This is a genomic window from Streptomyces sp. NPDC002092 (assembly GCF_053593775.1).
Genome location: NZ_JBSFDG010000019.1, coordinates 147,735 through 166,094, shown reverse-complemented (window position 1 = coordinate 166,094; position 18,360 = coordinate 147,735). Strand labels below are relative to the sequence as shown.

General features: G+C 70.4%; 16 protein-coding genes. 15 read left to right on the top strand and 1 reads right to left on the bottom strand.

Going from position 1 to position 18,360, the window contains the following annotated elements:
• Positions 1-99: 99 nt before the first annotated feature.
• On the bottom strand, positions 100-2,298 hold the full coding sequence (locus tag ACWCRD_RS36175; protein WP_450969947.1) for an elongation factor G-like protein EF-G2: 2,199 nt from the start codon (positions 2,296-2,298) through the stop codon (positions 100-102).
• A 281-nt stretch (positions 2,299-2,579) separates the two neighbouring features.
• On the opposite strand from ACWCRD_RS36175, the gene pgsA reads away from it, so the two are divergent.
• From pgsA to ACWCRD_RS36100, 15 genes are all read left to right on the top strand, one after another.
• Positions 2,580-3,260 carry a phosphatidylinositol phosphate synthase gene (gene pgsA / locus ACWCRD_RS36170; RefSeq protein ID WP_450969946.1) on the top strand — a complete coding sequence of 227 codons (681 nt, stop codon included), beginning with the start codon at positions 2,580-2,582 and terminating at the stop codon, positions 3,258-3,260.
• Complete coding sequence (locus tag ACWCRD_RS36165; protein ID WP_450969945.1) at positions 3,257-4,186, top strand: phosphatidylinositol mannoside acyltransferase; 930 nt, start codon at positions 3,257-3,259, stop codon at positions 4,184-4,186. The genes pgsA and ACWCRD_RS36165 overlap by 4 nt, the downstream gene beginning before the upstream one ends.
• Positions 4,183-5,352, top strand: a complete 1,170-nt coding sequence (locus ACWCRD_RS36160) for a glycosyltransferase family 4 protein (RefSeq protein WP_450969944.1) — start codon at positions 4,183-4,185, stop codon at positions 5,350-5,352. The genes ACWCRD_RS36165 and ACWCRD_RS36160 overlap by 4 nt, the downstream gene beginning before the upstream one ends.
• A 164-nt stretch (positions 5,353-5,516) precedes the next feature.
• Positions 5,517-6,068, top strand: coding sequence for a hypothetical protein (locus ACWCRD_RS36155; RefSeq protein WP_450969943.1), 552 nt, complete (start codon positions 5,517-5,519; stop codon positions 6,066-6,068).
• 117 nt (positions 6,069-6,185) lie between these two features.
• Positions 6,186-7,097: a pyridoxal 5'-phosphate synthase lyase subunit PdxS gene (pdxS, locus tag ACWCRD_RS36150; protein ID WP_450969942.1), complete on the top strand. Its 912-nt coding sequence runs from the start codon at positions 6,186-6,188 to the stop codon at positions 7,095-7,097.
• Positions 7,098-7,110: 13 nt separating this feature from the next.
• On the top strand, positions 7,111-7,710 hold the full coding sequence (gene pdxT / locus ACWCRD_RS36145; protein ID WP_450969941.1) for a pyridoxal 5'-phosphate synthase glutaminase subunit PdxT: 600 nt from the start codon (positions 7,111-7,113) through the stop codon (positions 7,708-7,710).
• A 65-nt stretch (positions 7,711-7,775) separates the two neighbouring features.
• The gene (locus ACWCRD_RS36140; protein ID WP_099927475.1) at positions 7,776-8,528 is read left to right on the top strand and encodes a YebC/PmpR family DNA-binding transcriptional regulator; all 753 of its coding nucleotides are present in this window, start codon (positions 7,776-7,778) and stop codon (positions 8,526-8,528) included.
• Positions 8,529-8,671: 143 nt separating this feature from the next.
• Entirely contained in the window at positions 8,672-9,211 is a 540-nt protein-coding gene (gene ruvC, locus ACWCRD_RS36135) for a crossover junction endodeoxyribonuclease RuvC (protein ID WP_099927474.1), read from the top strand.
• Positions 9,208-9,813 carry a Holliday junction branch migration protein RuvA gene (gene ruvA / locus ACWCRD_RS36130; protein ID WP_450969940.1) on the top strand — a complete coding sequence of 202 codons (606 nt, stop codon included), beginning with the start codon at positions 9,208-9,210 and terminating at the stop codon, positions 9,811-9,813. Before ruvC ends, ruvA begins: the two co-directional genes overlap by 4 nt.
• A 34-nt stretch (positions 9,814-9,847) precedes the next feature.
• On the top strand, positions 9,848-10,918 hold the full coding sequence (gene ruvB, locus ACWCRD_RS36125; protein WP_450969939.1) for a Holliday junction branch migration DNA helicase RuvB: 1,071 nt from the start codon (positions 9,848-9,850) through the stop codon (positions 10,916-10,918).
• A 187-nt stretch (positions 10,919-11,105) separates the two neighbouring features.
• Positions 11,106-11,597: a preprotein translocase subunit YajC gene (gene yajC / locus ACWCRD_RS36120; RefSeq protein WP_450969966.1), complete on the top strand. Its 492-nt coding sequence runs from the start codon at positions 11,106-11,108 to the stop codon at positions 11,595-11,597.
• 132 nt (positions 11,598-11,729) lie between these two features.
• Positions 11,730-13,502 (top strand): protein translocase subunit SecD, encoded by a 1,773-nt coding sequence (gene secD, locus ACWCRD_RS36115; RefSeq protein WP_450969938.1) that lies wholly within the window; start codon positions 11,730-11,732, stop codon positions 13,500-13,502.
• A gap of 1 nt (position 13,503) precedes the next feature.
• Positions 13,504-14,622, top strand: coding sequence for a protein translocase subunit SecF (gene secF, locus ACWCRD_RS36110; protein ID WP_450969937.1), 1,119 nt, complete (start codon positions 13,504-13,506; stop codon positions 14,620-14,622).
• Positions 14,619-15,158, top strand: coding sequence for an adenine phosphoribosyltransferase (locus ACWCRD_RS36105; RefSeq protein WP_450969936.1), 540 nt, complete (start codon positions 14,619-14,621; stop codon positions 15,156-15,158). The genes secF and ACWCRD_RS36105 overlap by 4 nt, the downstream gene beginning before the upstream one ends.
• A 662-nt stretch (positions 15,159-15,820) precedes the next feature.
• Positions 15,821-18,355, top strand: coding sequence for a RelA/SpoT family protein (locus ACWCRD_RS36100; protein WP_450969935.1), 2,535 nt, complete (start codon positions 15,821-15,823; stop codon positions 18,353-18,355).
• Positions 18,356-18,360 lie beyond the last annotated feature (5 nt).

The following is an 18,360-nucleotide window of genomic DNA, read 5'->3' as shown; positions in this document are numbered from 1 at the left end:
CGTATCCGCAGGCACCGGCATTCGTAGGCGGACGGCCGAAGCCGCCCGCCTACGGAGGGGAGCGTTCCACAAAAGCGACTTGGAAGCGCCCGGCGCCAACTACGAGGCGTCGCGCGCCTCTTCACGAATCCTCTCTGCGATCTGCGCAGGCATCGGCTCGTGCCGTGCGTAGGAGCGGTTGAAGCGCGCGGTGCCGTGCGAGAGGGAGCGCAGGTCCACGGCGTACCGGCCGATCTCGATCTCGGGCACCTCGGCCCGTATGAGCGTGCGGTTTCCGGTGGTCTGTTCCGTGCCGAGCACCCGGCCGCGCCGTCCGGACAGGTCGCTCATCACGGCGCCCACGTACTCGTCGCCGACCAGGACGGTCACCTCGGCCACCGGTTCCAGCAGATGGATCTTCACGTCGGCCGCCGCCTCCCGCAGCGCCAGCGCGCCGGCCGTCTGGAAGGCCGCGTCCGAGGAGTCCACGGAGTGCGCCTTGCCGTCCAGCAGGGTCACACGGACGTCGATGAGCGGATAGCCCGCCGCAACTCCCTTCGCGGCCTGGGCCCTTATGCCCTTCTCGACCGAGGGGATGAACTGCCGCGGTACCGCGCCGCCGACGACCTTGTCCACGAACTCGATGCCCGAGCCGCCGGGCAGCGGCTCCACCTCGATCTCGCAGATCGCGAACTGCCCGTGCCCACCGGACTGCTTCACATGGCGGCCGCGGCCCGCAGACTTGTCCGCGAACGTCTCCCGCAGGGAGACCTTGTGCGGTACGACGTCGACCTGGACGCCGTAGCGGCTGCGCAGCCGTTCCAGCGCCACGTCCGCGTGTGCCTCGCCCAGGCACCACAGCACCACCTGGTGGGTGTCCTGGTTCTGTTCGAGCCGCATGGTCGGGTCCTCGGCGACCAGCCGGGAAAGACCCTGCGAGAGCTTGTCCTCGTCCGCCTTGCTGTGCGCCTCGATGGCGAGCGGCAGCAGCGGGTCGGGCATCTGCCACGGCTCCATGAGCAGCGGGTCGTCCTTGGCCGAGAGGGTGTCGCCGGTCTCCGCCCGGTTCAGCTTCGCCACGCACACCAGGTCGCCCGCGATGGCGTGCGTCACGGTGCGCTGCTGCTTGCCGAAGGGGGTGGACAGCGCGCCGATGCGCTCGTCGACGTCGTGGTCCTCGTGCCCGCGGTCCGCGAGCCCGTGTCCGGACACATGCACCGTCTCGTCGGGGCGCAGCGTGCCGGAGAAGACGCGGACCAGGGAGACCCGGCCGACGTAGGGGTCGGAGGCCGTCCGTACCACCTCGGCGACCAGCGGGCCGTCCGTGTCGCAGGCCTTCACCTCGCGCGGCTTGCCGTCAATCGTGGTGACCCCGGGTGTGGGGTGCTCGAACGGCGTCGGGAAGCCGCCCGTGACCAGCTCCAGCAGCTCGACGGTGCCGAGGCCCTGCTTGGCGCCCTCGGCCGCGGGGGCGGCGGCCAGGACCGGGAAGAAGACCCCGCGCGCGACGGCCCGCTCCAGGTCCTCGACGAGCGTTTTGAAGTCGATCTGCTCGCCGCCCAGATAGCGGTCCATGAGGGTCTCGTCCTCGCTCTCCGAGATGATCCCCTCGATCAGCCGGTTGCGGGCCTCCTCGATGCGAGGCAGCTGGTCCTCGCCAGGCTCCGACTCCTTGCGCTCGCCGGACGAGTAGTCGAAGACCTTCTGCGACAGCAGCCCGGTCAGCCCCGTCACTGGCGCGTGCCCGTCCGGGCCCTGCGGGCCGTGCAGCGGCAGGTAGAGCGGGAGCACGGCGTCGGGGTCGTCACCGCCGAAGGCCTCCGCGCAGGTCCGCGTCATCTCCTCGAAGTCCGCCCGGGCGGCCTCCAGGTGGGTGATCACGATCGCCCGTGGCATGCCGACGGCCGCGCACTCCTCCCACACCATGCGGGTCGAGCCGTCCACGCCGTCGGAGGCCGAGACGACGAAAAGGGCCGCGTCCGCCGCTCGCAGACCGGCCCGCAGCTCCCCGACGAAGTCGGCGTATCCGGGGGTGTCGAGAAGATTGACCTTGATGCCGTCCCATTCGACCGGCACCAGGGAGAGCTGCACCGAGCGTTGCTGCCGGTGCTCGATCTCGTCGTAGTCGGAGACGGTGCCGCCGTCCTCCACGCGGCCCGCCCGGTTCACTGCTCCCGCGGTGAGCGCGAGAGCTTCCACCAGTGTCGTCTTGCCCGATCCGCTGTGGCCGACCAGCACCACATTCCGTACGGACGCGGGGTGGTCGGCCGCTGTAGCCCTGCCGGCGGCTCCGGGGTGTGCGCTTGCCTTGTCGCCCATGGCCTTGCCTCCCGTGCACGGTGAGGTCACTGTGGGCGCGGGCATGCCGGGCCGCGTGCGGTGGCGGCTCCGATGACGCCCGCGGTTCTTCGAGCTTTCCACTCCCGTCACGGTGCGTCCATACGAAGGACGTGATCGCGCCGCCCGCCCGGCCCGGGGTCGTTCGCCCGATCTCCCCGCAGACGTCCGGGTGCCCGGCAGTCGCACACGCGCGCGCGTGGCTACGATGGGCCAGCCGGAGGCCAGCAGGGGCCGCGGCCACACCGACCGTCGGGAAGGCCATGCTGAACAAGTACGCGCGTGCATTCTTCACGCGTGTCCTCACGCCGTTCGCCGCGTTTCTCATCCGCCGGGGTGTCAGCCCCGACACGGTCACGCTCCTCGGCACCGCCGGCGTGATCGCGGGCGCACTGGTCTTCTACCCGCGGGGTGAGTTCTTCTGGGGCACGGTCGTGATCACGCTGTTCGTGTTCTCCGACCTCGTCGACGGCAACATGGCCCGCCAGCTGGGCCGCACCAGCCGCTGGGGCGCCTTCCTGGACTCCACCCTCGACCGGGTCGCCGACGGCGCGATCTTCGGCGGATTCGCCCTCTGGTACGCCGGAAGCGGCAACGACAACGTCCTGTGCGCCGTCTCGATCTTCTGCCTGGCCAGCGGCCAGGTGGTGTCGTACACCAAGGCCCGCGGCGAGTCGATCGGGTTGCCCGTCGCCGTCAACGGACTCGTGGAGCGTGCCGAGCGCCTGGTCATCTCGCTGGTCGCGGCCGGGTTCGCGGGACTGCACAAGTTCGGGGTGCCGGGCATCCAGTACCTGCTGCCGATCGCTCTGTGGATCGTCGCCGTGGGCAGCCTGGTCACGCTCATCCAGCGGGTGGTCACCGTCCGTCGTGAATCGGCGGAGGCGGAGGCCGCGGCGGCCTCCCCGGAGAACGCCTCACAGGGGAGCGAGGCGGCGAAGTGAGCCTTCGCGATCAGCTGACGGACGCGCTGTACGGCCTCGGCTGGGGCACCGTCAAGAAACTCCCGGAGCCCGTCGCCGTACGGCTCGGCCGCTCCATTGCCGACCTCGCCTGGAAGCAGCGCGGCAAGGGCGTGCAGCGCCTGGAGAGCAACTACGCGCGCGTGGTGCCCGACGCGAGCCCCGAGCGGCTCGCCGAGCTCTCGCGCGCGGGCATGCGCTCGTATCTGCGCTACTGGATGGAGTCCTTCCGGCTCCCGGCGTGGAGCGCCGAGCGGATAAAGGCCGCCTTCGACCCCAAGGACGTGCACTACCTGACCGACGGGATCGCCTCCGACCAGGGCGTCATCCTGGCGCTCCCGCACATGGCCAACTGGGACCTCGCCGGGGCCTGGGTCACCACCAAGCTGGAGACGCCGTTCACGACGGTCGCCGAGCGCCTCAGGCCCGAGACCCTCTACGACCGCTTCGTCGCCTACCGCGAGGGCCTCGGCATGGAGGTCCTGCCGCACAGCGGCGGCACCGCCTTCGGCACGCTCGCCCGGCGGCTGCGCGACGGCGGCCTGGTCTGCCTGGTCGCCGAGCGCGACCTGTCGTCCTCGGGCGTCGAGGTCGAGTTCTTCGGCGAGGCCACCCGGATGCCGGCCGGCCCCGCCCTCCTCGCCCAGCAGACCGGCGCACTGCTCCTGCCGGTCACGCTCTGGTACGACGACTCGCCCGTCATGCAGGGGCGTGTGCACCCGCCGGTAGAGGTGCCCGAGACAGGTGGCCGGGCCGAAAAGACGTCTGTCATGACACAGGCGCTGGCCGATGCCTTCGCCACCGGGATCGCCGACCATCCGGAGGACTGGCACATGCTCCAGCGCTTGTGGCTCAAGGACCTCGATCCTGCGAAGAAACCCCCGGCTCCCGAGAAGGGCACGTCGTGAGGATCGGCATCGTCTGCCCGTACTCCTGGGACGTGCCGGGCGGCGTCCAGTTCCACATCCGCGACCTTGCCGAGTACTTCATCCGCCTCGGCCACGAGGTGTCGGTCCTGGCTCCCGCCGACGACGACACGCCCCTGCCGCCGTACGTCGTCTCGGCAGGACGGGCGGTCCCGGTGCCGTACAACGGCTCGGTGGCCCGGCTGAACTTCGGCTTCCTGAGCGCCGCCCGGGTCCGGCGCTGGCTGCACGACGGCGAGTTCGACGTCGTCCACATCCACGAGCCGACCTCGCCGTCGCTCGGCCTGCTGACCTGCTGGGCGGCCTCCGGCCCGATCGTGGCCACCTTCCACACCTCCAACCCGCGCTCGCGGGCGATGATCGCCGCCTACTCGATCCTGCAGGCGGCCCTGGAGAAGATCAGCGCCCGGATCGCGGTGAGCGAGTACGCCCGCCGCACGCTGGTGGAACACCTCGGCGGCGACGCGGTCGTCATCCCGAACGGCGTCGACGTCGACTTCTTCGCCCGGGCCGAGCCCAAGGCCCAGTGGCAGGGCGACACCATCGGCTTCATCGGCCGCATCGACGAGCCCCGCAAGGGCCTGCCGGTGCTCATGAAGGCGCTGCCCAGGATCCTCGCCGAGCGCCCGCAGACCCGGCTGCTGGTCGCCGGGCGCGGGGACGAGGAGGAGGCGGTCGAGTGGCTGCCCGCGGAACTGCGCCCGCGCGTGGAGTTCCTCGGCATGGTCAGCGACGAGGACAAGGCCCGCTTCCTGCGCAGCGTCGACCTGTACGTGGCGCCGAACACCGGCGGCGAGAGCTTCGGCATCATCCTCGTGGAGGCCATGTCCGCCGGCGCCCCCGTCCTCGCCTCCGACCTGGACGCCTTCGCCCAGGTGCTGGACCAGGGCGCGGCGGGCGAGCTGTTCGCCAACGAGGACTCCGACGCGCTGGCCGAGGCGGCCCTGCGGCTGCTGGGGGACCCGGAGCGCCGGGCCGAGCTGCGGGAGCGGGGGAGCGCCCATGTACGGCGCTTCGACTGGTCGACGGTCGGCGCGGACATCCTGTCGGTCTACGAGACGGTGACGGCGGGAGCGGCCGCGGTCGCGGCGGCGGAGGACGAGCGGGGACCGGGCCTGCGGTCGCGGTTTGGGCTGGCGCGGGACTGAGGGGCGCTCGCGGGCGCCGGTCTGGTCGAACCAGCCTGTCCGGCGTTTGAGGACAAGGCCGTTGAGGCCGAAGCGGGGGTCCGGGGGCGGCAGCCGCCGGGGACGGTCACGTCGATGCCTCGCGCGTCTTTCGGCCGGCCCGGCGGAGCGTAGGGTTGCCGCCCGTGACCGCAACCCTCATCTGGATCCTCGTCGCCCTCCTGGCGATCGGCCTGTACCTGAGCTGGACGGCGGGCCGTCTGGACCGACTGCACGCCCGCATCGACGCCGCACGCGCCGCTCTCGACGCACAGCTGCTGCGCAGGGCCTCCGTGGCCCAGGAACTCGCCACCTCCGGCGTCCTCGACCCGGCGGCGTCGATCGTCCTGTACGAGGCGGCGCACGCCGCCCGGCAGGCCGAGGAGGACCAACGGGAGGTCGCCGAGAGCGAGTTGAGCCAGGCGCTGCGGGCCGTCTTCGCGGAGGCGCCCCAGGTGGAGGCGGTCCGCGAGGCACCCGGCGGGGAAGCCGCCGCCCACGAGCTCACCGAGGCCGTACGCCGGGTCCCGATGGCCCGCCGCTTCCACAACGACGCGGTGGGCGCGGCCCGCCGTCTGCGCGAACACCGCAAGGTCCGCTGGTTCCGCCTGGCCGGCCACGCCCCCTTCCCGATGGCCTTCGAGATGGACGACGAGCCACCGGCCGCGCTTGCCGACCGGGTCGCCCAGCAGCCGTAACGCCACCGCGGCCCCGAAAAGGATCCACCGGCTTCCCATTGGCCCTTGCCGTGGACTGGTCCACTCACGTTTCCTCGGTGCTTGCAGAAACCCTCTTTCACTTCAGCGAGGTCACCCGTGTCCAGCACGCTCTCCGAAAACCACGCCCCCGAGACCGGCACCGCGCGCGTGAAGCGCGGAATGGCCGAGCAGCTCAAGGGTGGCGTGATCATGGACGTCGTCACGCCGGAGCAGGCGAAGATCGCCGAGGACGCGGGCGCCGTCGCCGTCATGGCCCTGGAGCGGGTCCCCGCCGACATCCGCAAGGACGGCGGCGTGGCCCGGATGTCCGACCCGGACATGATCGAGGGCATCATCGAGGCCGTCTCCATCCCGGTCATGGCCAAGTCCCGCATCGGCCACTTCGTCGAGGCCCAGGTGCTGCAGTCCCTCGGGGTCGACTACATCGACGAGTCCGAGGTCCTCACCCCGGCCGACGAGGTCAACCACTCCGACAAGTGGGCCTTCACCACCCCCTTCGTCTGCGGTGCCACCAACCTGGGCGAGGCCCTGCGCCGCATCGCCGAGGGCGCCGCCATGATCCGCTCCAAGGGCGAGGCCGGCACCGGCAACGTCGTCGAGGCCGTCCGCCACCTGCGCCAGATCAAGAACGAGATCGCCCGCCTGCGCGGCTTCGACAACAACGAGCTGTACGCCGCCGCCAAGGACCTGCGCGCCCCGTACGAGCTCGTCAAGGAGGTCGCCGAGCTCGGCAAGCTCCCGGTGGTGCTGTTCTCCGCCGGTGGCGTCGCCACCCCCGCCGACGCCGCGCTGATGCGCCAGCTCGGCGCCGAGGGCGTCTTCGTCGGCTCCGGCATCTTCAAGTCCGGCGACCCGGCCAAGCGCGCCGCCGCCATCGTCAAGGCGACCACCTTCTACGACGACCCCAAGATCATCGCGGACGCGTCCCGCAACCTCGGCGAGGCCATGGTCGGCATCAACTGCGACACCCTCCCCGAGGCCGAGCGCTACGCCAACCGCGGCTGGTAAGGCACCGGATCACATGAACACCCCCGTCATAGGCGTCCTGGCCCTCCAGGGCGACGTACGGGAGCACCTCATCGCCCTGGCCGCGGCCGACGCCGTGGCCAGGCCGGTCAGGCGCCCCGAGGAACTCGCAGAGGTGGACGGCCTGGTCATCCCCGGCGGCGAGTCCACCACCATCTCCAAGCTGGCCGCCCTGTTCGGCGTGATGGAGCCCCTACGCGCGCGCGTGCGTGACGGAATGCCCGTCTACGGCACCTGCGCGGGCATGATCATGCTCGCCGACAAGATCCTCGACCCGCGCTCGGGCCAGGAGACCATCGGCGGCATCGACATGATCGTGCGCCGCAACGCCTTCGGGCGGCAGAACGAGTCCTTCGAAGCGGCGGTCGACGTCCGGGGCGTCGAGGGCCATCCTGTAGAGGGCGTGTTCATCCGCGCCCCCTGGGTGGAGTCCGTCGGCGCCGAGACCGAGGTGCTCGCCGAGCACGACGGCCACATCGTCGCGGTCCGCCAGGGCAACGCGCTCGCCACGTCGTTCCATCCGGAACTGACCGGCGACCACCGCGTGCACTCCCTGTTCGTCGACATGGTGCGCGCGAACCGGACAGCGGAGTAACACCGGAGTCCTTGTAGGATCTCTGGCGTTCGTTCATAGATGGGTTACGCGAAGGAGACAGGCAGATGTCCGGCCACTCTAAATGGGCCACGACGAAGCACAAGAAGGCCGTGATCGACGCCAAGCGCGGCAAGCTCTTCGCGAAGCTGATCAAGAACATCGAGGTCGCTGCGCGCATGGGCGGAGTCGACCTCGAAGGCAACCCGACGCTGTACGACGCCGTACAGAAGGCCAAGAAGCAGTCGGTGCCGAACAAGAACATCGACTCCGCGATCAAGCGCGGCGGTGGTCTCGAGGCCGGTGGCGCCGACTACGAGACGATCATGTACGAGGGCTACGGCCCGAACGGCGTCGCGGTCCTCATCGAGTGCCTCACCGACAACCGCAACCGCGCCGCCTCCGACGTCCGCGTCGCCATGACCCGCAACGGCGGCAACATGGCCGACCCGGGCTCCGTGTCCTACATGTTCAGCCGCAAGGGCGTCATCATCGTCCCCAAGGGCGAGCTGACCGAGGACGACGTCCTGGGCGCCGTCCTGGACGCGGGTGCCGAGGAGGTCAACGACCTCGGTGAGTCCTTCGAGGTCATCAGCGAGGCCACCGACCTGGTCGCGGTCCGCACCGCCCTCCAGGAGGCCGGGATCGACTACGACTCCGCCGACTCCAGCTTCGTGCCGTCCGTCCAGGTCGAACTGGACGAGGAGGGCGCCAAGAAGATCTTCAAGCTGATCGACGCGCTCGAGGACAGCGACGACGTGCAGAACGTCTTCGCCAACTTCGACGTCAGCGACGAGGTCATGGAGAAGGTCGACGCGTAACGCTGCCGCGAACGAAGCGGTTTCGGCGGGCCGGTGGGACAACACGTCCCACCGGCCCGCCGCCGTTGTCGGTGGCAGCGGCTAGCCTGGCGTGGACGTCAAAGATCACTGATGGCGTCAAAGATCACTGATGGGAGGGGCGCGTGCGGGTGTTGGGGGTGGACCCTGGGCTCACGCGATGCGGTGTCGGCGTGGTCGAGGGGGTCGCGGGCCGGCCGCTCACCATGGTGGGCGTCGGTGTCGTACGGACGCCCGTGGACGCCGAGTTGGGGCAGCGCCTCGTCGCCATCGAGCAGGGCATCGAGCAGTGGCTGGACGAGCACCGGCCCGAAGTCGTCGCCGTGGAGCGGGTGTTCAGCCAGCACAACGTACGGACCGTGATGGGCACCGCCCAGGCCAGCGCCGTCGCCATGCTGTGCGCCGCCCGCCGCGGACTCCCCGTCGCCCTGCACACCCCCAGCGAGGTCAAGGCCGCCGTCACCGGCAGCGGCCGCGCGGAGAAGGCGCAGGTCGGAGCCATGGTGACCCGTCTGCTCCGGCTCGACGCACCCCCGAAACCGGCCGACGCGGCCGACGCCCTCGCGCTCGCCATCTGCCACATCTGGCGCGCCCCCGCCCAGAACCGACTCCAGCAGGCGGTCGCCCTGCACGCAGCCAACGCAACGAAAGGCCGTACGGCATGATCGCCTTCGTGAGCGGCACGGTCGCCGCACTCGCCCCCGACGCCGCCGTGGTCGAGGTCGGCGGTGTCGGCATGGCCGTGCAGTGCACGCCGAACACGCTCTCCACGCTCCGTCTCGGCCAGCCGGCCAAGCTCGCCACCTCCCTCGTCGTACGGGAGGACTCGCTGACGCTCTACGGCTTCGTGGACGACGACGAGCGCCAGGTGTTCGAACTGCTGCAGACGGCCAGCGGCGTCGGCCCGCGGCTGGCGCAGGCGATGCTGGCCGTGCATACCCCGGACGCCCTGCGCCGGGCGGTGTCCACGAGCGACGAGAAGGCCCTCGTCGCCGTCCCCGGCATCGGCAAGAAGGGCGCCCAGAAGCTGCTGCTGGAGCTCAAGGACCGGCTCGGCGAGCCGATCGGCGCCCCGGCCGTCGGTACGGCGGTCACCGCCGGCTGGCGCGACCAGCTGCACGCCGCGCTGATCGGCCTCGGGTACGCCACCCGCGAGGCCGACGAGGCCGTGTCCGCCGTGGCACCGCAGGCCGAGGCGGCCGGGGGCACGCCCCAGGTCGGTCAGCTGCTGAAGGCGGCCCTGCAGACCCTCAACCGCGCCCGCTGACCCACCTGCGCCACCCCAGTGAGGAGAGATCTCAGTGAACTGGGACGACCCGACCGAAACCCCCGGCCCCGAGCGGCTGGTGGGCTCTGTCGCCGACCGTGAGGACCAGGCCGTCGAGGCGGCCCTGCGCCCCAAGGACCTGGACGAGTTCATCGGGCAGGAGAAGGTGCGCGAGCAGCTCGACCTGGTCCTGCGGGCTGCACGCGCGCGTGGCGCCACCGCCGACCACGTGCTGCTCTCCGGCGCCCCGGGCCTCGGCAAGACGACCCTCTCGATGATCATCGCGGCGGAGATGGGCGCCCCCATCCGCATCACCTCCGGCCCCGCTATCCAGCACGCCGGCGACCTCGCCGCGATCCTCTCCTCCCTCCAGGAGGGCGAGGTCCTCTTCCTCGACGAGATCCACCGCATGTCCCGGCCCGCCGAGGAGATGCTCTACATGGCGATGGAGGACTTCCGGGTCGACGTCATCGTCGGCAAGGGCCCCGGCGCCACCGCCATCCCGCTCGAACTGCCCCCGTTCACGCTGGTCGGCGCCACCACGCGCGCGGGCCTGCTGCCGCCCCCGCTGCGCGACCGCTTCGGCTTCACCGCGCACATGGAGTTCTACGAGCCGGCCGAACTGGAGCGCGTCATCCACCGCTCGGCGAACCTGCTCGACGTCGAGATCCAGGCCGACGGCGCCGCCGAGATCGCCGGCCGCTCGCGCGGCACGCCCCGTATCGCCAACCGCCTGCTGCGCCGGGTGCGCGACTACGCCCAGGTCAAGGCCGACGGAATCATCACGCGGGACATCGCGGGGGCCGCCCTCGCGGTGTACGAGGTCGACGCCCGCGGTCTCGACCGGCTCGACCGCGGCGTGCTGGAGGCTTTGCTCAAGCTTTTCGGCGGCGGGCCCGTCGGCCTGTCCACCCTCGCCGTCGCGGTGGGGGAGGAGCGCGAGACCGTGGAAGAGGTCGCCGAGCCCTTCCTCGTGCGGGAAGGACTGCTCGCGCGTACCCCCCGCGGCCGGGTCGCCACGCCTGCCGCATGGGCGCACCTCGGCCTCACCCCGCCCCGCTCGACCACTGCGGGAAACGGACAACAGGACCTGTTCGGGACGTGATGCCTTTGTGACGGCGCGGGCATTGGCCGGGCCAGGAACCCAGGTGCCATGCTGAGCGTTGTTCCCTGCGCGGAGACTCGCTTAGACTCCGCCGATGCCGCCTTTGTCGGCGGTATACATACCCCCATCCATGAGGCCGCTCTCCATCGCGGTCGTGCGAAGGAAATTCCGTCCCGTGAATATCACCATGCTCCTCCCGTTCATCGTGCTCATCGGGGCCATGTTCCTCATGACCCGCTCGGCCAAGCGCAAGCAGCAGCAGGCCGCCCAGATGCGCAACGAGATGCAGCCCGGCAGCGGCGTCCGCACGATCGGGGGCATGTACGCGACGGTCAAGGAGGTCAACGAGGACACGGTCCTCCTCGACGCCGGCCCGGGCGTCGAGCTCCTCTTCGCGAAGAACGCCATCGGTTCCGTGCTCAGCGACGACGAGTACAACCGCATCGTGCACGGCATCGAGCACGACCTGAAGTCCGACTCCGACCTGGTCCCGGACGACGCCTCCTCCCTCACCGAGACCGACGACTCCGCCGACGAAGCTGCCGCCGCCTCCGACGACAAGTCCGTCGACCTCGACAAGAAGGACGCACCCGAGGAGCCGGCCGACGACACCCCGGCCGCCGAGGCCACGTCGGACGAAGAGCCGAAGAAGACCGACGGCGACTCCGAGGCGAAGTAGTCACATCCCGGGCGCGCTGCCGACCTCGCGCGCCCCGGGACGTGCGCATCTCGCACACGGGGATCCCGACACCAGTCATGGCCGACACCGCGCTGACCCGGCGCGGAGCGGCCCGAGAGGGAGTACGAGAAGGTGGCAGCACCTAAAAAGGGCCGGAGCGCGAGCGCCCAGAGCAAGCCGGGGCGCTCGCTGGCCCTCATCCTGATCGCCATCGTGGCGCTCACCGGAGGAATGTTCGCCTCCGGAATCACCACTCCGCGTCTCGGTATCGACCTGGCCGGTGGTACGAGCATCACGCTGCGTGCGGTCGCAGAGCCGGGCCAGGAGTCCGCGATCAACAAGACCAACATGGACACCGCGGTCCAGATCATGAACAACCGCGTCAATGGTCTTGGTGTCACGGAGGCCGAGGTTCAGACCCAGGGCAACAAGAACATCATCGTCAACATCCCCAAGGGCACGAACTCCAAGGAAGCGCGTCAGCAGGTCGGCACCACCGCCAAGCTGTACTTCCGCCCGGTGCTCACCACCGAGGTCTCCGGCGGCCCCGCGACCAGCCCGTCGCCGAGCGCTTCCGGCAGTCCCTCGGGCAAGGCCACGGGCAAGGCCACCGAGAAGGCCACGGGCAAGTCGACCCCGTCCTCCTCCGCGACTCCTTCGCCGACCGCCACCTCGCAGGGCCGCGCCGTCACCGGAGCCCTGAAGGCCGGCGCGACGCCGAGCGCCACCGCCTCCTCGAGCGCGAAGACCACCGCCTCCCCGTCCGCGAGCCCCACCTCCTCCGGCAACGCGGCCGCCAGCAAGCTCGAGGCGCAGTACGCCGCGCTGAACTGCAAGGACGACAAAGCTCGCGCCAACGCCGGCAGGGGCGCCAAGTCCAGCGACCCGACCGTGGCCTGCGGCAAGAACTCGCAGGGCCAGTGGCAGAAGTACATCCTCGGCCCCGCCGAGGTCGACGGCACCGACGTCAAGAGTGCCCAAGCCCGCTTCAACACGCAGACAGCCGCGGGCTGGACCGTCACCATGGACTTCACGGGCAAGGGCTCCAAGAAGTTCGGCGACATCACCGGCAAGCTGGCCAAGAACCAGCCCCCGCAGAACCAGTTCGCGATCGTCCTCGACGGCAACGTCGTCTCCGACCCGTCCGTGAACCAGGCGCTGACCGGCGGCAACGCGGAGATCACCGGCAGCTTCAGCCAGCAGGAGGCCCAGAGCCTCGCCAACATGCTGTCGTACGGCGCGCTGCCGCTGACCTTCAAGGAGGACAGCGTCACCACGGTGACCGCAGCGCTCGGCGGCGAGCAGCTGCACGCCGGTCTGATCGCCGGCGCCATCGGCCTCGCACTGGTCGTCGTGTACCTGCTGATCTTCTACCGCGGCCTGTCGGTCATCGCCATCCCCTCGCTGCTGGTCTCCGCGATCCTCACCTATGCGCTCATGTCGCTGCTCGGCAAGGCCATCGGCTTCGCGCTGAACCTCCCGGCGGTCTGCGGTGCGATCGTCGCGATCGGTATCACGGCGGACTCGTTCATCGTGTTCTTCGAACGCATCCGGGACGAGATCCGCGAGGGCCGGTCGCTGCGCCCCGCCGTCGAGCGGGCCTGGCCGCGCGCCCGGCGCACCATCCTGGTCTCCGACTTCGTGTCGTTCCTCGCCGCCGCGGTGCTGTTCATCGTGACGGTCGGCAAGGTCCAGGGCTTCGCGTTCACGCTCGGTCTGACCACCGTTCTCGACGTGGTCGTCGTGTTCCTGTTCACCAAGCCACTGATGACGCTCCTGGCCCGCAGGCGGTTCTTCTACGGCGGCCACAAGTGGTCGGGCCTCGACCCCAAGGCACTGGGCGCCAAGCCGCCGCTGCGCCGTACTCGTCGTCCCTCCGCCCCCGTCGACCCGAAGGAGGCGTGAGATGTCGAAACTCGGCAGCCTCGGCGCCCGTCTGCACCGCGGTGAGGTCGGCTACGACTTCGTCGGCAACCGCAAGATCTGGTACGGCATCTCGATCCTGATCACCATCACGGCTGTCCTCGGCCTCGCGGTGCGCGGCCTGAACATGGGCATCGAGTTCCAGGGCGGTGCCGTCTTCACCACCCCGAAGCACATGACCGCCTCGGTCGCCAAGGCCGAGGGCTACGCCCAGGATGCGTCCGGTCACGACGCGGTCGTCCAGAAGCTCGGCGACGGCAGCCTGCGCATCCAGATCGCGGGCATCGACACCGACAAGTCCGACGCGATCAAGGACAAGCTCGCCAAGGACCTGAACGTCAACACCGAGAACATCAACGCCGACCTGGTCGGCCCCAGCTGGGGTGACCAGATCGCCAACAAGGCCTGGCAGGGCCTGGCGATCTTCATGGTGCTCGTGGTGATCTACCTGGCGATCGCGTTCGAGTGGCGGATGGCGGTCGCCGCCCTGGTCGCCCTGATCCACGACATCACCATCACGACCGGCATCTACGCCCTCGTCGGCTTCGAGGTCACGCCGGGCACGGTGATCGGTCTGCTCACGATCCTCGGTTACTCGCTCTACGACACGGTCGTCGTCTTCGACAGCCTCAAGGAGCAGACGAAGGACATCACCAAGCAGACCCGCTGGACGTTCAGCGACGTCGCCAACCGTTCGATCAACAGCACCCTGATGCGGTCCATCAACACCACGGTCGTGGCGCTGCTGCCGGTCGCCGGCCTGCTGTTCATCGGTGGCGGCTTCCTCGGCGCCGGCATGCTCAACGACATCTCGCTGTCGCTGTTCGTCGGCCTCGCCGCCGGTGCGTACTCCTCGATCTTCATCGCCACGCCGCTCGTCGCCGACCTCAAGGAGCGCGAGCCGCAGATGAAGGCGCTCAAGAAGCGCGTCCTCGCCAAGCGCGCCCAGGCCGCCGCGGAGGGCGGGCCGCTGGAGACCGAGACCGCGGACGACCGCTACGACGACGAGCCGGAGGACGCCGCGCACGCGGTCGTCGGGCCGCGCAACCAGCCGGCGTCGCGCAACCGCGGCCGGGGCCGCCCCTCCGGGAAGCGCCGATGACCGACATCAAGGAGCTGCTGCTCAGCCGCATCCGCGACGTGGCGGACTACCCGGAGCCGGGCGTGATGTTCAAGGACATCACCCCGCTGCTTGCGGACCCGGCGGCCTTCACGGCGCTCACCGACGCGCTCGCCGAGATCGCCGAGAACACGGGCGCCACCAAGGTCGTCGGCCTGGAGGCCCGCGGCTTCATCCTCGGCGCCCCGGTCGCCGTCCGCGCCGGCCTCGGCTTCATCCCCGTACGCAAGGCGGGCAAGCTCCCCGGAGCCACGCTCGGCCAGACGTACGACCTGGAGTACGGCTCGGCGGAGATCGAGGTGCACGCGGAGGACCTGTCGGCCGAGGACCGCATCCTCATCATCGACGACGTCCTCGCCACCGGCGGCACCGCCGAGGCCTCGATCCAGCTGATCCGCCGCGCGGGCGCCGAGGTCGCCGGCCTCGCGGTCCTGATGGAGCTCGGCTTCCTCGGCGGCCGCGCCCGCCTGGAGCCGAGTCTCACGGGGGCCCCGCTGGAGGCTCTGCTCACCGTCTGACCCAACGGCACACCCCCAACGAACGGCCGCCCCGGTCCTCCGGGACGGCCGTTCGCCCGTCACCGACCCGGTTCCCCGCCCGGGCACTTCGCTGCGCCACGCACCCCCGGCGCGCGCCCGCACTCCGCCCGAGACCGAGTTGTGCGGATGCCGCACGCCACCGCGACCTGGCACCGCCCAACCCGGACGCCCCGCAGGCTGCATGAGCGCCCGGCTGGTCCGGCGTGAGTGGCCGGGCCGCGTTCCACGGTCGCACCCCCCAGAGCGGGCGGCCCGCGCCCCCGCGCCACCCACGGTCGCGCTCCCACGAACCGCCCTCGCCCCCGCGTCGGCTTCTCGTCGGTGCCGGGACCCGCTGCGCGGAGGGTTGCGCTCCGGCGTGAGTGGCCGCGCCGCCCTCCACGGCCGCCCCCCCGCGAGCCGCCCGCGTCCCCGCGTCGGGGGTGGGGACCCTCTCGGCGCATGCAGTGGAGGGCCCCGGCCACCCGCAGGACACCCCCAGATCACCCCCAAGCCGCCCCCCGGAATCCGGCAGCAGCCCCTTGTGTTTCTCACGTAGACGGCCCTCACATCGGCCTGAAGGCGATCCTGCGGCCCAGGATCGCTACCATGGGTGCTCCGGAGCCTGACCGGGGGACCCGGATCGCGCACGAGGAGTCCTCTTGCCAGACGAGGCCCAGCACCTGACCGCCGCCAAGCCCGAGTCCGCCTCGGCCGCCGCGGCCAAGCCCGCGCCGAGTACGCCGCACGTGAAGAACGACAGCGCCGGGCCGGTCGAGCACGCCCAGTCCGCGCCCGTCGACAAGTCGGCCGAGCAGTCGCGCCCCAAGCCCCCGCCACCCGAGCAGCCCACGCCCTCCCCCGCGGTGCGCCCGAACACCGGCCAGCCCGCCCGCTCCGGCTCCTCCAACCGCGTCCGCGCCCGCCTCGCCCGCCTCGGCGTCCAGCGCTCCAACCCGTACAACCCGGTCCTGGAGCCGCTGCTGCGGATAGTGCGCAGCAACGACCCGAAGATCGAGACGTCGACGCTGCGGCAGATAGAGAAGGCCTACCAGGTCGCCGAGCGCTGGCACCGCGGCCAGAAGCGCAAGAGCGGCGACCCGTACATCACGCATCCGCTCGCCGTGACCACCATCCTGGCCGAGCTGGGGATGGATCCGGCCACGCTGATGGCCGGCCTGCTGCACGACACCGTCGAGGACACCGAGTACGGCCTCGACCAGCTCCGCCGCGACTTCGGCGACTCCGTCGCCCTGCTCGTGGACGGCGTCACCAAGCTGGACAAGGTCAAGTTCGGTGAGGCCGCGCAGGCCGAGACCGTACGCAAGATGGTCGTCGCCATGGCCAAGGACCCGCGCGTCCTGGTCATCAAGCTCGCCGACCGCCTGCACAACATGCGCACCATGCGCTACCTCAAGCGGGAGAAGCAGGAGAAGAAGGCGCGCGAGACCCTCGAGATCTACGCGCCGCTCGCCCACCGCCTGGGCATGAACACCATCAAGTGGGAGCTGGAGGACCTCGCCTTCGCGATCCTCTACCCCAAGATGTACGACGAGATCGTGCGGCTCGTCGCCGAGCGGGCGCCCAAGCGGGACGAGTACCTCGCCATAGTGACCGACGAGGTGCAGCAGGATCTGCGGGCCGCGCGGATCAAGGCCACCGTCACCGGCCGCCCGAAGCACTACTACAGCGTCTACCAGAAGATGATCGTCCGCGGTCGCGACTTCGCGGAGATCTACGACCTGGTGGGCATCCGCGTCCTCGTCGACACCGTCCGCGACTGCTACGCCGCCCTCGGCACCGTGCACGCGCGATGGAACCCGGTCCCCGGCCGGTTCAAGGACTACATCGCGATGCCCAAGTTCAACATGTACCAGTCGCTGCACACGACGGTCATCGGCCCCAACGGCAAGCCCGTTGAGCTGCAGATCCGCACCTTCGACATGCACCGCCGCGCCGAGTACGGCATCGCCGCCCACTGGAAGTACAAGCAGGAGGCCGTCGCCGGCGCCTCCAAGGTGCGCTCGGACGCACCCAAGGGCGGCGGCAAGGACGACCACCTCAACGACATGGCGTGGCTGCGCCAGCTCCTCGACTGGCAGAAGGAGACCGAGGACCCGGGCGAGTTCCTGGAGTCCCTGCGCTTCGACCTGTCGCGCAACGAGGTCTTCGTCTTCACCCCGAAGGGCGACGTCATAGCGCTCCCGGCGGGTGCCACCCCGGTGGACTTCGCGTACGCCGTCCACACGGAGGTCGGCCACCGCACCATAGGAGCACGGGTCAACGGCCGTCTCGTACCGCTGGAATCGACCCTCGACAACGGCGACCTGGTGGAGGTCTTCACCTCCAAGGCGGCAGGCGCGGGCCCCTCCCGCGACTGGCTCGGCTTCGTGAAGTCGCCGCGCGCCCGCAACAAGATCCGGGCATGGTTCTCCAAGGAGCGCCGCGACGAGGCGATCGAGCAGGGCAAGGACGCCATCGTCCGTGCCATGCGCAAACAGAACCTGCCGATCCAGCGCATCCTCACCGGTGACTCGCTCGTCACGCTCGCCCACGAGATGCGCTACCCGGACATCTCCGCGCTGTACGCGGCGATCGGCGAGGGCCATGTGTCCGCGCAGAACGTCGTGCAGAAGCTCGTCTCCGCGCTCGGCGGCGAGGAGGCGGCCACCGAGGAGATCGACGAGTCGGTCCCGCCGTCCCGCAGCCGCAGCCGCAAGCGGCGCTCCAGCGCCGACCCCGGCGTCATCGTCAAGGGCGTCGAGGACGTGTGGGTCAAACTGGCCCGCTGTTGTACACCCGTCCCCGGCGACGGGATCATCGGTTTCGTCACACGCGGTAGCGGAGTATCGGTTCACCGCAGCGACTGCGTCAACGTGGAGTCACTGTCCCGCGAACCCGAGCGCATCCTCGAGGTCGAGTGGGCGCCCACCCAGTCCTCGGTCTTCCTGGTCGCCATCCAGGTCGAGGCACTGGACCGCTCCCGGCTCCTCTCGGACGTCACCCGCGTCCTGTCCGACCAGCACGTCAACATCCTCTCCGCGGCCGTCCAGACCTCCCGCGACCGCGTGGCCACCTCCCGCTTCACCTTCGAGATGGGCGACCCGAAGCACCTCGGCCACGTCCTGAAGGCGGTGCGTGGCGTGGAGGGCGTCTACGACGTGTACCGCGTGACATCGGCGCGCAGCAGGTCGTAGAACCA

Bases quoted from the DNA above. Each gene is read 5' to 3' on its own strand.
- ACWCRD_RS36175 (WP_450969947.1), bottom strand. From the start codon at position 2,298: ATGGGCGACAAGGCAAGCGCACACCCCGGAGCCGCCGGCAGGGCTACA.
- pgsA (WP_450969946.1), top strand. From the start codon at position 2,580: ATGCTGAACAAGTACGCGCGTGCATTCTTCACGCGTGTCCTCACGCCG.
- pdxT (WP_450969941.1), top strand. From the start codon at position 7,111: ATGAACACCCCCGTCATAGGCGTCCTGGCCCTCCAGGGCGACGTACGG.
- ACWCRD_RS36140 (WP_099927475.1), top strand. From the start codon at position 7,776: ATGTCCGGCCACTCTAAATGGGCCACGACGAAGCACAAGAAGGCCGTG.
- ruvA (WP_450969940.1), top strand. From the start codon at position 9,208: ATGATCGCCTTCGTGAGCGGCACGGTCGCCGCACTCGCCCCCGACGCC.
- yajC (WP_450969966.1), top strand. From the start codon at position 11,106: ATGCTCCTCCCGTTCATCGTGCTCATCGGGGCCATGTTCCTCATGACC.
- secF (WP_450969937.1), top strand. From the start codon at position 13,504: ATGTCGAAACTCGGCAGCCTCGGCGCCCGTCTGCACCGCGGTGAGGTC.
- ACWCRD_RS36105 (WP_450969936.1), top strand. From the start codon at position 14,619: ATGACCGACATCAAGGAGCTGCTGCTCAGCCGCATCCGCGACGTGGCG.